The organism is Dactylosporangium sp. NPDC049742, assembly GCF_040674675.1.
GTDB lineage: Bacteria > Actinomycetota > Actinomycetes > Mycobacteriales > Micromonosporaceae > Dactylosporangium > Dactylosporangium maewongense.
The window spans coordinates 1-15,387 of the sequence record NZ_JBFANF010000019.1 but is presented as its reverse complement, the minus strand read 5'-3'; the positions used below and the strand labels follow the sequence as shown (position 1 = coordinate 15,387).

Sequence of the window (15,387 nt, the reverse complement as noted above, 5' to 3'; positions counted from 1 at the left end):
AACAAGTTCCCTAGTCCACGTCGTGTTGCCTGTCTGCAGACGTGGCGTGCCGGCGCCCCGCGCCGCGACGGAGGGGACCCCCGATGAGCACCAGCACCAGCCCGGAGTTCCTGTCGACCGACGTGCGGACCCTGGTGGAGCAGCGGCTGGCGCGGCTCACCGCCGGCCCGCCGAAGGCGGCGATCACGCCCGGCAGCGGGCCCCGCCCGGCCTCCCCCGCCCAGCAGCGCCTGCTCTTCCTCGAACAGCTCGACCCCGGCACGCCGACCTACCACGTGATCTTCACGCTGCGCATCGACGGCCCGCTCGACCCGGACGCCGTGGAGGCGTCGCTGCGCGGCATCGAGGAGCGGCACGAGGTCCTGCGCACGACGTACCGGCGAATCGGCACCGGCGAGGAGCAGGTGACCGAGCCGGTCGGGCTCCGGCTGCGCCGCCTGGACCTGCCCGGCGCCACCGACGCGCGGCTCGACGAGCTGACTCGCGACGAATACGAGCGGCCGTTCGACCTCCGCGAGGGACCGGTGTGGCGGGCCGTGCTCGCCCGCACCGCCGAGGACCGGCACCACCTGGTGCTCACCGTGCACCACATCGCCTTCGACGGCTGGTCCGTCGACGTCTTCGCCCGCGAGCTGTCCGCCGGCTACGCCGCCGCTCTGGGCACCGGCCCGGCGGTCAAGGCCCCGGCGGTCCAGTACGCCGACTACGCCGCCTGGCAGGCGCACCGCCTCGCCACCGGCGGCTTCGACGGCCAGCTGGCGTACTGGACCGGCCGGCTCGCCGACGCCGCCCAGCGCATCGAGCTGCCGTCGCCGGGCCCCGGACCGGCCGGGGACACGGGCGGCGGCCGGCTTCGGGCCAGGGTCGGCGCCGACGTCACCGCCGCGGTCCGGGCCCTCGCCCGCGCCCACGGCGCCACCCCGCACGTGGTGCTGCTGGCGGCCCTGCACGCGCTGCTGCACCGCTACAGCGGGCAGCGCGACATCCTCGTCGGCACCCCCGTCGCCAACCGTGCCCTGCCGGAGGTCGAGCCGCTCATCGGCCTGTTCGTCAACACGGTCGTGGTCCGTGCCGACGTCGCGCCGCGGCTGCCGTTCGCGGCGCTGCTGGACCAGGTCCGCGACGCGGCCGCCGCCGCGCAGGCCCACCAGGACGTGCCGTTCGAGCAGGTGGTCGCGGCGCTGCCGGTCGGCCGCGACACCGGCGCGACCCCGCTGGTGCAGGTCATGTTCGACTGGAACAGCTCCGCCGCCCGGACCGGCACCACGGTGCGGCTCGGCCCACCCGACCGCGCGGCCCGGATGACCCTGGTCGAACGGTTCCGGCCGGACACCGCGAAGTTCGACCTCGTCGTCGCGGTCAGCGAGCTCGCCGACGGCCTCGAGGTCGAGCTGGAGCACCGCCACGACCTGTGGGACGAGCCGGCGGCGCGCCGCGCGATGCGCCACTACCTGACCCTGCTCGCCGCCGCGGCCGCCGACCCCGGGCTGCCGGTGGACCGGCTGCCGCTGCTGGACGACGCCGAGCGCGCGCTGGTGACCGCGGCGTGGCAGGGCCCGGTCAAGGCGCACGCCGACCGGCCCGACCTCACCGCCCGCATCGCCGCCCGCCGCGACAGCGACGCCGTGGCGCTGGTGCAGAGCGGCCGCCAGGTCACCTACCGGGAGCTGATGGCCCGGGTCGACCGGCTCGCCGCCCACCTGCGCGACGCCGGCGCCGCCCCGGACCGGCCCGTCGGCGTGCTGCTGCACCGCGGCATCGACCTCGTCGTCGCGATCGTCGCGATCGTGCGGGCCGGCGCGCCGTACCTGCCGCTGGACCCGGACCACCCGGCCGACCGCACAGCGACCGTCGTGCGGGACGCCGGCGCCGCCCTCGTCGTCACCGACACCACGCTCGCCGGAATCCTCGCTCCTGACGTCACGGCCGTCTGCGTCGACGCCGAGCGCGAGCGGATCGCGGCCCGGCCCGACCGGTGCCCCGACCCGGACATCCTGCCCGAGCACCTCGCCTACGTCTTCTACACGTCCGGCTCCACCGGCCGGCCCAAGGGCGTCATGGTCAGCCACCGCGCCGCCCACAACCAGGTGCACTGGCAGGTCGACCGGTTCGCGCTCGGCCCCGACGCGACCGTGCTGTTCAAGACCAACGTCACGTTCGACGACTCGGTGGTGGAGGTCTTCGCCGCGCTGAGCAGCGGCGCCCGGCTGGTCATCGCCGAGCCCGGCGGCCACCGCGACCCGGCCTACCTGCGCTCGCTGCTCGCCGCCGAGCAGGTCACCTACGTGCGGTTCGTGCCGACGATGCTCGCGGCGCTGCTGGCGTACGGCGGCGACACCCCACTGCCCGCGCTGCGGGTGGTCAAGAGCGCCGGCGAGGCGCTGACCCCCGAGCTGCGAGCCAGGTTCCTCACGTCGCTCGGCGCGGAGCTCTACAACGCCTACGGCCCGACGGAGACCGCGGTCAACGTCACCGCCGACCGGTGCCGCCTCGACGGCGACCCGCGGGTGCCGATCGGCGCCGCCACCACCAACGTGCGCTGCTACGTGCTGGACGCCGACCTCCAGCCGCAGCCCGTCGGCGTGCCCGGCGAGCTGTGCGTCGGCGGGGTCCAGCTGGCCCGCGGCTACCTCGGGCGGCCCGACCTCACCGCCGACCGGTTCGTGCCCGACCCGTACGGTCCGCCCGGCGGCCGGCTGTACCGCACCGGCGACCTGGTCCGGTGGCGCGACGACGGCCTCATCGACTTCCTCGGCCGGCTCGACCGGCAGGTGAAGCTGCGCGGCTTCCGGGTCGAGCTCGGCGAGATCGAGTCGGTGCTCACCGAACGCGTCCGGCACGCCGCCGTCGTCGCCCGCGACGACCGTCTCGTCGCGTACGTGACCCCGGGCGACACCCCGCCCGACCCCGCCGACCTGCAGCGCTGGCTGCGGACCCGGCTGCCGGAGTACATGGTGCCCGCCGTCATCATGGTGCTGCCGGCGCTGCCGCAGCTGTCCAGCGGCAAGGTCGACCACCGGCAGCTGCCCGACCCGCCGGACGCGGCACCCGACCCCGTCGCCTACGCCGCCCCGCAGGGCGACACCGAGACGGCGCTCGCCGCGCTGTGGGCGGAGGTCCTCGGCCTCGAACGGGCCGGCCGCGACGACGACTTCTTCGCCCTCGGCGGGCACTCGATCCTCGCGGTGCGGCTCCTCGCCCGGGTCCAGCAGACCCTCGGCGTCGACGCGCCGCTGAAATGGGCGTTCGACGCGCCCACCCCGGCCCGGTTCGCGGTCCTGCTGGACCGGGCGGCCGCCGCCGGCCCGCCACTGCCCGCCGTCACCGCCGCGACCGGCCCGGTGCCGGAGCTGTCCGCGACCGAGGCCGGGATGTGGCTCGTCGACCAGCTCCACCCGGCCGACCCGTCCTACGTGGTGCCGGTCGTCAGCCGGCTCCGCGGCCCGCTCGACGCCGACGCGCTCGTGGTCGCGCTGACCGCGCTGCCGAAGCGGCACGAGGCGCTGCGGACCGCGTTCACCGCCGACGGCGGCACACCCCGCCGGGTCGTCGCCGACCGGATCGACGCCACCGTCCACCGGCACGACCTGCGGCACCTGCCGGAGCCGGACCGGGCGGCCGCGCTCGCGGCGCTCGTCGGCGACGTCACCGGCACCGGGTTCGACCTGGCGGCCGCGCCGCTCATGCGGGCGGCCCTGATCGCCGTCGCCGACGACGAACACGTCCTGGCGCTCGCGTTCCACCACGCGGTCGTCGACGCCTGGTCGATGAACGTCCTGCACGACGACCTCGTCGCCGCCTACGAGGCCGCCGCCGAGGGCCGGCCGCAGCCGCCGGTGCCGGCCCGCCGCACCCCCGCGGACTACGCGCGCTGGCAGCAGGGCCTCGCCGGCGGCGACCGGCTCGGCGCGGAGCTCGCGTACTGGCGGGACCGCCTGCAGGACCTGCCCGCCGGACCCGACCTGCCCGCCGACCGGCCCCGCACGGCGACACTCGACCCCGCCGGATCCGCGCACCGCTTCACCGTGCCCGCGCCGGTCGCGACCGCGCTGCGGGACCTCGCCGCGGCCGAGGGCGGCACCCCGTTCATGGTGCTGCTCGCCGGCTACGTGACGCTGCTGCACCGGTGGACCGGCAGCCGCGACGTGGTCCTGGCGATGCCGGTCGCCGACCGGGCCCGGCCGGAGCTGGAGCAGGTCGTCGGCGCGCTGCTCAACACCGTCCTGCTGCGGGTCCAGGTGTCCGGCGCGGGGACGTTCCGGGAGCTGCTGCGCGACGTGCGGGCCGCGGTCGTCGAGGCGTACGAGCACCGGCAGCTGCCGTTCGCCCGCCTCGTCGAGGCGCTGCGGCTGGACGCGGCGGCGCTCACCCGGTACACCGTGACCATCGACCAGGCGCCGGCCGTCGCGACCCTGGCCGGAGGGGTGACGCTGCACCCGGAGCCGTTCGTGCCGTCCGCGGCGAAGGCCGAGCTCAACCTGTCCTTCGAGGACGGGCCCGACGGGCTCGCGGGATCGCTGGTGTACCAGACGGCCCGCTTCGACGCCGACCGCATCGCCCGCACCGCCGGGCACCTGCTGACGCTGCTCGACCGCGCCGCCGCCGACCCCGACACGCCCCTGTCCCGCCTCGACCTGCTCGACCCGGCGCAGCGCGAGGCGCTCACCGGCGAGGAGCCCGCGGAGCGGCCCACCCCGACCTGCCTGCACACGCTCGTCGACGACGAGATCACCCGCCGCCCCGACGCCGTGGCCCTGCGCACGGCCGCCGGCGCGGTCACCTACCGGCAGCTCGGCGAGCGCGCCGCCGACCTCGCGGCGCGGCTGCGCGCCCGCGGGGTGCGGGGCGGTCACGTCGTCGGCATCGCGCTCCCCCGCGGCGCGGACCAGGTCGTCGCGGTCCTCGCCGTGCTGCGGACCGGCGCCGCGTACGTCGCGCTCGACCTGCGCCACCCCCAGGCCCGCCGGGACGCGGTCCTGCGCGACAGCGGCGCCCACAGCCTCGTCACCGAGGGCCTCGCCGTGCAACGCCTCGACCCCGCCGCCCCCGCCCTGTCCGGTGACGGCCGGCCGAGGCCGCGGTCGGTGGCCTACCTCGCCTACACCTCCGGCTCGACCGGAACGCCGAAGGGCGTCCGTACCCCGCACGCCGCCGCGGCCGGCTACCTCACCGGCTACCTGCTGCCGACGTCCCGGCTCGGCCCCGGCGACACCGTCCTGCAGCTGCCGGCGCTCGCGTTCGACGCGTCGGTCCGGGACCTGCTCGGGCCGCTCGCCGCCGGCGCCCGCGTCGTGCTCCTCGCCGACGAGCAGGCCACCGACCCGGCCGCCATCCTCGACGCGATCGACCGCGACGGCGTCACCTGCCTGCTCAGCGTCGTGCCGACGCTGCTGCGGGCGCTGCTCGCCGAGGCCGACTCCCGGCCCGGCACCGGGGAACGGCTGCGGCTGGTCCTCACCGCCGGGGAGGTCCTCGACCGGCACGACGCCGCCCGCACCCGGGTCCTGTTCGCCGGGCGGCCCGCGGTCGTCAACCAGTACGGGCCGACCGAGGCCACCATGACCACCACCTGGCACGCGGTCGACGCCGAGCCCGGCGACCGCGGCAGCGCCCCGATCGGCCGGCCCGCGCCCGGCGCCCGGGTGTGGCTCGTCGACGCCGCCGGCGACCTCGCCGCCACCGGCGTCCCCGGCGAGGTGTGGATCGGCGGCGACCGGCTCGCCGACGGCTACCACGGCCGACCGGACCTGACCGCGGCGAGCTTCGTGCCCGACCCGTTCTCCGGGGTGCCCGGCGCCTGCGCGTACCGCACCGGCGACACCGCCGTCCGCGACGCCGATGGGGTGCTGCACTTCGTCGGCCGCGACGACGACCAGGTGAAGATCCGCGGCAACCGGGTCGAGCCCGGCGAGGTCGAGGCGGTCCTGCGCGGCCTGCCCGGCGTCGCCGAGGCGGCCGTGGTGGTCACCGGTTCGCCGGCCCGGCTGGCCGCCTTCGTGGCACCCGCCGGGGTCGACGCCGCCGCCCTCCGGGCCGCGCTGCGCGAGCAGCTGCCGGAGCACCTGGTGCCCGCGACCCTGCACGCCGTCGCCGCGCTGCCCCGCACCACCAACCAGAAGGTCGACCGGAAGGCCCTGGCAGCGGTGCCGCTCCCGGCGCCGGTCGCCGACCCGCCGCGGACCGAGACCGAGCGCCGGGTCGCCGCCGTGTTCCAGGAGGTGCTCGGCACCGAGCTGCCGGACCGCGGGCCGTGCGGGCGCGACGACGACTTCTTCGCCCTCGGCGGGCACTCGCTGCTCGCCGCCCGCCTCGCCGCGGCGCTGCGGGCGGCGTTCGGCCGGGACGTGCCGCTGCGGGCGGTCTTCGACCTGCGCACCGTCGCGGCGATCGCGGCCGCGATCCCGTCGGCGTCCACTGTGGACACGTTCGGCTCCACTGTGGAGAGCGGCACCGGCCGGCCGACCTTGGCGCAGGAGCACATGCTGCGGCACAAGGACAGCGGCGCGGCGTACCACATCGGCTTCGCCGCCCGGCTGCACGGCGACCTGGACGCCGTCGCCCTCGTGCGCGCCGTCGACGCCGTCGTGGCCCGGCACCCCGCGCTGCGCACCAGGTTCCCGGTCACCGGCGGACACCTGAGCACGGTCGTCGAGCCGGCGCTGCCGGCCGAGATCACGGTCCACCAGACCGGCGACGCAGCCTTGCTGGAGGCCGATCTGCGCCGCCCGTTCGACCTCCACGACGGCCCCATGGTCCGGGCCACCGTCGTCCGCGGCGGCGACGGCACGCACCTGTTCGGCATCGCCGTGCACCATGCCGTCGCCGACGGGTGGTCGCTCAGCGTCATCCAGCGCGACGTCGCCGCCTACTACGCGCACTTCACCGGCGGCGCCCGGCCGGCGCTGCCCGCGGTCGCGGGCTTCTCCCCGCACGCCACCTCGGACGTCGCGTTCTGGGACGACCGTATCGGCGGGATCCCGGTCGACGTGGCCGCCGCGCCCGACCGGCCCCGGACCGCGACCTGGTCGCTGGCCGGCGCCACCCACCGCTTCACGCTCCCGGCCGAGCTGTCCGCGGCCGTGCGGGCGGCGGCCGACGCGACCGGCGCCACCACCTTCATGGTGCTGTTCGCCGCGGTACAGGTGTGGCTGGCCCGGCAGTCCGGCGCCGAACGGTTCCTGATCGCGGTGCCCGTCGCCGGCCGGGACGCGGCGACGCAGGACGAGGTCGGCCCGTTCGCCGATGTCGTGCCGGTGCCGGCGGACGTCACCGGGGCACCCGCGTTCCCGGAGCTCGTCGCGCGGGTCCGCGCCACGATGCTCGCGGTCTGGGAGCACCAGGGGACCCCGTTCGAGGTGCTCGCCGACCGCCACGACCCGGCCGCGCGCGCCGGGGACCGGCCCCCGCTGTGCCGGTTCATGTTCGCGATGCAGAACCTGCCGCCGGGCGCGGAAGACCTGCCCGGGCTGCGGCTCGAACGGGTCTCCGTGCACCGCGGCACCTGCCGCTACGACCTGCACCTGCGCTGCCGCGAGACCGCGGACGGCATCAGCGGCTGGATCGAGTACAGCACCGCGCTGTACGACCCCGCGACCGTCGAGCGCCGCCTCGCCGACCTGCTCCAGCTGCTCGCCGATCTGACGGAAGGTGCCTGACATGCGGCTGTTCCACGTCCTCTGGGCGGGCCAGGCCGTCTCCCTGATCGGCTCGTCGGTGACCGCGTTCTCGGCCGGCATCTGGGTGTACGACCGGACCGGTTCACCGGCGGCGTTCACGTTCATGGTCCTCGCCGCGACGCTGCCCGGGATCGTGCTGCTGCCGCTCGCCGGCGCCCTCGTCGACCGGTGGGACCGCCGCCGGGCCATGCTGCTCAGCGACGCCGGCACCGCCGCCGTCACGCTGGTCGCCCTGATCCTGGTCAGCACCGGCATGTTCGCGATCTGGATGGTGTACGTCGTCGCGGTCCTGCTGTCGGTGTTCAAGGCGATCCAGTGGCCGGCGTTCTCCGCGCTCGTCGCCGAGATCGTGCCGCGGGAGCACCTGAGCAAGGCCAACGGCCGGGTCGGGCTCGCCGAGGCCGTCGGCGAGGTCCTCGGCGCCGTCATCGCCGGCAGCCTGTACGGCGTGCTCGGGCTGCGCGGCCTGCTGCTGCTCGACGTGCTCACGTTCACGGCCGCGCTCGGCACGATGCTGTGGTCGCTGCGGCGGATGCCGCCCCCGCCGGCCCGGGAACGCCAGGCGAAGCTCACCGGCGAGCTCAGCGCCGGGTGGCGGTACATCCGGGCCCGCCCGGGCCTGTCCGGCCTGCTGCTGTTCTTCGCGGTGCACAACTTCGGCATGCAGTGGGTGATCGTGCTGGTCCCGCCGCTGGTGCTGAGCCTCGCCGGGGCGGCCGCCTACGGGATCGTCGAGGCCGTCGGCTGGGCCGGCATGGTGCTCGGCGGCGTCGTCATCAGCGTCACCCGCGAGCCACGGCACCGGATCCGGGCCGTCCTCACCGTCGCCACCGTGCAGGCGGTCCTCGTCGTCGCCATGGGCGCCGGGCACGCCGTGTGGACCGCCGCCGCCGGCATGTTCGGCATCCTCGCCGGGTACGCCGTGACGAACGCGGTCACCGCCACCCTGTGGCAGCGCAAGACACCGCAGGAGGTGCAGGGCCGGGTCTTCGCCGTCCGGCGGATGATCGCCTGGTCCGCGCAGCCGCTCGCGTACGCGACCGCCGGCCCGCTCGCGCAGTACGCCGCGACGCCGCTGGTCGACCCGGGCGGCCCCCTGCACGGGACGTTCGGGCAGGTCACCGGCGGCGGCACCGCGGGCGGGATCGCGCTCGTCTTCCTGGCCGCCGCGCCGCTGCTGCTGGGCATCGTCGCGTTCACCGCGCTGCGCCCGCGGGTGCGGCTCCTCGAACGGGAGCTGCCCGACGCCCCCGCGCCCGCGCCTTCGCCCTCGCCTTCGCCTTCGCCCTCGCCCTCGCCATCGCCTTCGCCTTCGCCTTCGCCTTCGCCTTCGCCGGAGCCTTCGCCCGAGCCGCAGCCGGCGGCGGCGTGACCGGCAGCGACCCCGAGACCGGGGAAACCCCCAGACTTCGTCTGAGTGCGGCGCCGACCCGCGACACCTGCCGCAGGATGGCAGCACGCGCTGAGGAGGCCGTCATGCACTCGACCGGACCCACCCGCGATCCGGCGCCGCACGCGGTGGTGTTCGGTGCGACCGGGTTCGTCGGGCGCAACGCGAGCGCGGCGCTGCTGGACGCCGGCTGGCGGGTCACCGCCGCCGTCCGCGACCCCGGGACCGCCGGCGAACGGCTCCAACCCGGCTGCCGGCCCCTGCCCCTGGACCCGGTCCGCGACCGCCCCGAGGACCTCGCCGCCGCGCTGCGGGCGGCCGCGCCGGACCTCGTCGTCAACGCCGCCGGCGCGCTGTGGGGCGCCGACGGCCGCGACGAGCGCCGGCTCCACGACGGCAACGTGCTGCTGGTCGAGCGTCTCGTCGGCGCCCTCGCCGGCCGGGCGGGCGTCCGGCTGGTGCACATCGGGTCCGCGTACGAGTACGGCGACCAGCCGTCCGGCACGCCGCTCACCGAGGACCTCGCCGAGCACCCGGTCAGCCGTTACGCGCAGACCAAGCTGGCCGGGACCCGTACCGTGGCAGCCGCCGCCGACGCGGGACGCCTCGACGCGGTCGTGCTGCGCATCTCCACCGCCGTCGGTCCGTGGGCCCCCGCGGACAGCCTGCTCGGCGGGGTCGCGCACCGGCTCGCCGCCGACCCTTCGGGTGTCGTGCTGCCACCCCTGGCCGGACACCGCGACTTCGTCGACGTCCGCGACGTCGGCGACGCCGTCCTGTGCGCCGCCACGGCCCGCCGGGTGCCGTCCGTCGTCAACGTCGGCGGCGGGCGGCTGACCGCCGTCACCGACCTGGTGGACCTGCTGCTGCGGTGCGCCGGGGGCACCGCCCGGGCGGCAGGTCCGGCCGCGCCGGGCGAACGCCGGGACGCGGGCATCACCGCACAGCCGCTCGACCTCCGCACCGCCCGGCGCGCTCTGTGCTGGGAGCCGACCCGGCCGCTCGCTGACGCCGTCGCCGCACTGTGGCTGCAGGCGCGGGCGCACGCGACCGCCTTCCATTGAAGCTCTGCACCGAACGGAGATCCCACGCATGGCTGACGAGGTCAAGCAGCTCATCCTGGAGCAGACCCGCAAGCTCCACCGCGACCGGGCGGCGGCCGATCAGGGCTTCGTGCCGGGCGTCACCCACATCATGCCGTCCGGCGCGGTCCTCGACGAGGACGACCGGGCCGCGCTGGTCGAGCAGGCGCTGGAGATGCGCATCGCCTCCGGCGCGACCGCGCTGCGCTTCGAGCGGCTCTTCGCCCGCACGATCGGCGTGCGCAAGGCCCACCTGACGAACTCCGGCTCCTCGGCCAACCTCCTCGCCGTCGCGTCGCTGGCCGCACCGGAGCTCGGCGACCGGCGGCTGCGGCCCGGCGACGAGGTGATCACCGTCGCGGCCAGCTTCCCGACGACGGTCAACCCGCTGCTGCAGCACGGCCTCGTCCCGGTCTTCGTCGACGTCGACCTCGGCACCTACAACACCACCGTCGAGCGGGTCGAGGCGGCGCTGAGCCCGAAGACCCGCATGGTGATGATGGCGCACACGATGGGCAACCCGTTCCCGGTCGCGGAGATCCGGCAGCTGTGCAAGGACCGGGGCCTGTTCCTGGTCGAGGACAACTGCGACGCGGTCCTGTCCACCTACCAGGGGCAGACCACCGGCACGTTCGGCGACTACTCGACGGTCAGCTTCTACCCCGCGCACCACCTGACGATGGGCGAGGGCGGCTGCATCCTGACCGACAGCCTGGAGCTGGCGCGGATCACCGAGTCGATGCGCGACTGGGGCCGGGACTGCTGGTGCGAGCCGGGGCAGGACAACAAGTGCCTCAAGCGGTTCGACTACCAGATGGGTGACCTGCCGTACGGCTACGACCACAAGTACATCTTCTCCCACGTCGGCTACAACCTGAAGGCCACCGACATCCAGGCCGCGCTGGGCCTGACCCAGCTGACGAAGCTCGAGGACTTCGTGGCCGCCCGCCGGCGCAACTGGCAGCGGCTGCGCGACGGCCTCGACGGCACGCCGGGCCTGCTGCTGCCGGAGGCGACGCCGGGCAGCGACCCGAGCTGGTTCGGGTTCGTCATCACCCTCACCGCCGACGCGGGCTTCGAGCGGCGGGCGCTGGTGGACTTCCTGCAGTCACGCAACATCGGCACCCGCCTGCTGTTCGCCGGCAACCTGGCCCGCCAGCCCGCATACCGCAACGAGCCCTACCGCGTCAGCGGCACCCTGGAGAACAGCGACGTCATCACCGAGCGCACCTTCTGGATCGGCGTCTTCCCAGGCGTCACCGCCGAGATGATCGACTACATGGTCGCCTCGATCCGCGAGTTCGCCGAGCGCCGCCACTGACGGCGGCCAAACCGTTTGCGCGGGTGGCCGGTCACCGGCTACCAACGTCGCCGTGGACACGACGTGGGAGACGCGACTGGGCTGGACCGCCGGCCTGGTCGCCGACGACCCCGTCGTGCGCCGGCGGGCGCGCCGCCGGCTCGTGGCCATGCGGCGGCTCATGCACGCCTCGCTGCGGCGGCGGTGGACCTGCCGGACTTCCGGCAGCGGCTCGTCGACGTCGACGACGGCTCCTCGTCGATCCCGGCGAAGCGGGCCCGGTTCCTGCTCTGGCTGCTCGACCACCCCGAGGCGCCGCAGCTGCGGCGCACCCACTGGCACTACGGCCGCTATCCCCAGCCGCGCAAGCGCAGACGGCGTTAGCCGGCGGCCAGCTTCTCCAGGCGGGGCAGCAGTTCGACGGGGGTCGGGCGGTTGACGGCTGACCGACGCAGGCTGGCCGCGGCCCGGTGGTGGCGCTCGTCGTCCAGCAGCGCGGCCACAGCGGCGCGGATCGTCGCCACCGTGGCGGTGTGCCCCGGCAGGTGCAGGCCGGCGCCCGAGGTGGCGATCCGGGTGGCGAGGCAGGCTTGTTCGCTGGCGAACGTGATGGCCAGCTGCGGGGTGCCGCTCACCATCGCGGTCATGGCGCTGCCCGCGCCGCCGTGATGCACGACGGCGTCGCAGTCGGGCAGCAGCGCGTACAGGGGGCAGCGCTCCAGCAGGCGCACACCCGGCGGGACGGGGCCGAGCGCCTTGGCGTCCTCGCGGGTCGCGGTCAGCACCGTCTCCACGCCGAGGTCGGTCAGCGCCTCGACGATTGCCGGCAGTGCGTAGGAGCGCGGGCCCGTCATCGTGCTCAGCGCCGTGGACCACGTGACGCAGACCCGCTTGCGCCCGCCACGCGGCTGCCGGGGCGGTGGGACGCCGGGGCCGTTGTAGGGCACGTACCGGACGGGGAGCCGCTCGCCGCCCACCGGCGGGGCCACCTCGTCCGGGCACGGGTCGAGCACGTGCCGGATCAATTCGGGGCCGAACGGTCCGAAGCCGTGGCGGGCGAACGAGTCGCCGAGGTCGTCGGGCAGGATGCGGACCGGCGGCGCCTCGTGGGTGCCGACCGGGCCCCAGAGGGCGAGCAACGCCGGTACACCGGCCGCCAACGCAGCGAGAAGGCCCTCGGTGCTGACCGGGTCGTGGACGACGAGGTCCGGGCGCCACTCGCGGGCGAACGCGACGGCGGCGTCGTGGCCGGCCGCGGACGCCTCGGCGAACCGGGCGCCGTCGGTGCGCGCGTGAGCCTCGGTGTCGAAACCGTCCAGTGTGGACATCTGCGCGCCGGTGACCGGGTGCAGGGGTGTCCACGGGTACGGCCACTGCCCGGCGAGCGCCTCCCGCACGTAGGACAGTCGATTGTGGACGGCGACCTCCATCCCGCCCAGCAGCGGCACCGGCGGCAGTCCGGCCCCGGCCACCGCAGCGGTCTGCGACGGCGCGCACAGCACCCGCAGCTCGTGCCCGGCGGCCTGCAACGCCCAGCCGAGCGGCACCATCGACGAGTAGTGCGTGGGCCACGACGACACGGAGAACAGCACGCGCATCCGCTCAGGATGCCGCAGCGTCTGGTCACGGGCCGGACACGACGCAAGAACCCGGGAAACCCCCAGACTTCGGGTGGATCGAGGGACCTGGGCCCGGCCGGTGCTGGATAGTGACCGTCGTCCGCGGGTGCCTTCCCAACGCTCGAACGGCAGGAGTCGCGATGCCTGAACCGACCGGCACGCTCACGTACCCCGGCGGGATCGCACCGGCCGGATGGCGCCGACCCGTACGGCCGCGCGTCGGGCACATCGAGTTCCTCAACTGCGTGCCGCTGTTCTGGGGGCTGGCCCGCACCGGCAGCCTGCTCGACCTCGACCTGCGCCGGGACAGCCCGGACGGGCTCAGCGACGCGCTCACCGCCGGCACGCTCGACATCGGGCCGATCAGCCTGATGGAGTTCCTGAAGCACGCCGGGGACCTGGTCGCGCTGCCCGACATCGCGGTGGGCAGCGACGGGCCGGTCATGTCCTGCCTCATCGTGAGCAGGGTGCCGCTCGACCAGCTCGACGGCGCGCCGGTGGCGCTCGGCTCGACCAGCCGCACGTCGGTCCGGCTGGCCGCGCTGCTGCTCAGCGACCTCGTCGGGGTGCGGCCGAGGTACTTCACGGCCGCGCCGGACCTGGACGTCATGCTCCGCGACGCGCCGGCGGCGGTGGTCATCGGCGACGTCGCGCTGCGGGCCGCGCTCGCCGACGCGCAGCGGCTCAACCTGCACGTCTACGACCTCGGCGAGATGTGGCGGGAGTGGACCGGCCTGCCGTTCGTCTTCGCGGTGTTCGCCGCCCGCCGCGACTTCGTGGCCCGCGAACCCGAGACCGTCCAGCGGGTGCACCGGGCGTTCCTGGCGTCGCGGGACCTGTCGCTGCTCGAGGTCGACGCCGTGTGCGAGCAGGCGGCCCGCTGGGAGCCGTTCGACGCGGCGGTCCTGCGCCGCTACTACATGACGGCGCTCGACTTCAGCCTCGGCACGCGGCAGCTGGCCGGGATCGCCGAGTTCGCCCGCCGGGTCGGCGGGCCGGACGCCGGCTTCCCGCCGGACGTCGAGGTGCGCCTGCTGTCAACGCCGTGACCCACTTCATGAAAGGCTCTGCCATGCTCCGATCTGCCAGCGCGGTGCTCGACCGAGCCGCCGCGGGCGAACGCATCACCCCCGAGGAGGCGCTGGAGCTGTACCGCTCGGCGCCGTTGCACGCCCTCGGCGCCGCGGCCGACACGGTGCGCCGCCGCCGGTACGCCGGTGTCGAGCACATCGCCACGTACATCATCGAACGCAACATCAACTACACCAACGTCTGCGTGACGGCGTGCAAGTTCTGCGCCTTCTACGCCCCGCCGAAGAGCGACAAGACGTGGGAGCGCGACCTCACCGACATCCTGCGCCGCTGCGCGGAGACCGTCGAGCTCGGCGGTACCCAGATCATGTTCCAGGGCGGGCACCACCCGGAGTACGGCGTCGAGTACTACGAGGGCATGTTCAAGGCCATCAAGGACGCCTACCCGTCGCTGGTCATCCACTCCCTCGGCGCGTCCGAGGTGCAGCACATGGCAAAGGTGTCCGGGGTCAGCCCGGAGGAGGCGATCCTGCGGATCAAGGCCGCCGGCCTCGACTCGTTCGCCGGTGCCGGCGCGGAGCTGCTGCCGGCCCGGGCCCGCACGGCGATCGCCCCGCTGAAGGAGAGCGGCGAGCGCTGGCTGGAGATCATGGAGATCGCGCACGGTCTCGGCGTCGAGTCGACGTGCACGATGCTCATGGGCACCGGCGAGACCAACGCGGAGCGCATCGAGCACCTGCGCATGGTCCGCGACGTGCAGGACCGCACCGGCGGGTTCCGGGCGTTCATCCCGTACACGTACCAGCCGGAGAACAACAAGCTGCAGGGCCAGACGCAGGCGACCTCCCTGGAGTACCTGCGGATGATCGCCATCGCCCGGCTGTTCTTCGACAACGTCGCGCACATCCAGGGCTCGTGGCTGACCACCGGCAAGGAGATCGGCCAGCTGTCGCTGCACTACGGCGCCGACGACCTCGGCTCGGTGATGCTGGAGGAGAACGTGGTCTCCTCGGCGGGCGCGAAGCACCGCTCCAACCTGCTGGAGATGATCCACCTGATCCGCGCGTCGGGGCGCGTCCCCGCCCAGCGCAGCACCACGTACGAGCACCTGCGGGTGCTGGAGGACCCGGCGGACGACCCGGTCGACGACCGCGTAGTCTCGCACCTGTCCTCGACCGCGGTCGATGGTGGCGCCCGGTCGCAGGCCGACGGCCAGCAGCGCGTTGGCGAGGCGGCTCGCGCGCTCGTCGAGGGCGGCGTAGGTGAGCGTGCGGTCGCCGTCGATCAC

The 15,387-nt window shown here is 75.2% G+C and carries 8 protein-coding genes; 7 read left to right on the top strand and 1 reads right to left on the bottom strand.

Translation table 11 applies throughout. From position 1 onward, the window contains the following. Nucleotides 1-83: 83 nt before the first annotated feature. The 5 genes from AB0J72_RS23510 (at nt 84) to AB0J72_RS23490 (ending at nt 11,832) form a co-directional block, all read left to right on the top strand. The gene (locus tag AB0J72_RS23510) at nt 84-7,655 is read left to right on the top strand and encodes an amino acid adenylation domain-containing protein (RefSeq protein WP_363401998.1); all 7,572 of its coding nucleotides are present in this window, start codon (nt 84-86) and stop codon (nt 7,653-7,655) included. Between the two features lies 1 nt (nt 7,656). Continuing rightward, nucleotides 7,657-9,048: an MFS transporter gene (locus AB0J72_RS23505; protein WP_363401996.1), complete on the top strand. Its 1,392-nt coding sequence runs from the start codon at nt 7,657-7,659 to the stop codon at nt 9,046-9,048. A 104-nt stretch (nt 9,049-9,152) separates the two neighbouring features. Then, nucleotides 9,153-10,130 carry an NAD(P)-dependent oxidoreductase gene (locus AB0J72_RS23500; RefSeq protein WP_363401994.1) on the top strand — a complete coding sequence of 326 codons (978 nt, stop codon included), beginning with the start codon at nt 9,153-9,155 and terminating at the stop codon, nt 10,128-10,130. Between the two features lie 28 nt (nt 10,131-10,158). Continuing rightward, nucleotides 10,159-11,469: a lipopolysaccharide biosynthesis protein RfbH gene (rfbH, locus tag AB0J72_RS23495; RefSeq protein WP_363401992.1), complete on the top strand. Its 1,311-nt coding sequence runs from the start codon at nt 10,159-10,161 to the stop codon at nt 11,467-11,469. 183 nt (nt 11,470-11,652) lie between these two features. Next, the gene (locus AB0J72_RS23490) at nt 11,653-11,832 is read left to right on the top strand and encodes a hypothetical protein (protein ID WP_363401990.1); all 180 of its coding nucleotides are present in this window, start codon (nt 11,653-11,655) and stop codon (nt 11,830-11,832) included. Here the strand turns inward: AB0J72_RS23490 and AB0J72_RS23485 are convergent. Continuing rightward, nucleotides 11,829-13,046 carry a nucleotide disphospho-sugar-binding domain-containing protein gene (locus AB0J72_RS23485; RefSeq protein ID WP_363401988.1) on the bottom strand — a complete coding sequence of 406 codons (1,218 nt, stop codon included), beginning with the start codon at nt 13,044-13,046 and terminating at the stop codon, nt 11,829-11,831. The genes AB0J72_RS23490 and AB0J72_RS23485 overlap by 4 nt on opposite strands. 161 nt (nt 13,047-13,207) lie before the next feature. Here AB0J72_RS23485 and AB0J72_RS23480 point away from each other — a divergent pair, with 161 nt between their 5' ends. Both AB0J72_RS23480 and mqnC read left to right on the top strand, forming a co-directional pair. Further along, nucleotides 13,208-14,116, top strand: coding sequence for a menaquinone biosynthesis protein (locus AB0J72_RS23480; protein WP_363401986.1), 909 nt, complete (start codon nt 13,208-13,210; stop codon nt 14,114-14,116). Between the two features lie 23 nt (nt 14,117-14,139). Beyond that, on the top strand, nt 14,140-15,387 hold a 1,248-nt coding region (mqnC, locus tag AB0J72_RS23475), incomplete at its 3' end, for a cyclic dehypoxanthinyl futalosine synthase (RefSeq protein WP_363401984.1).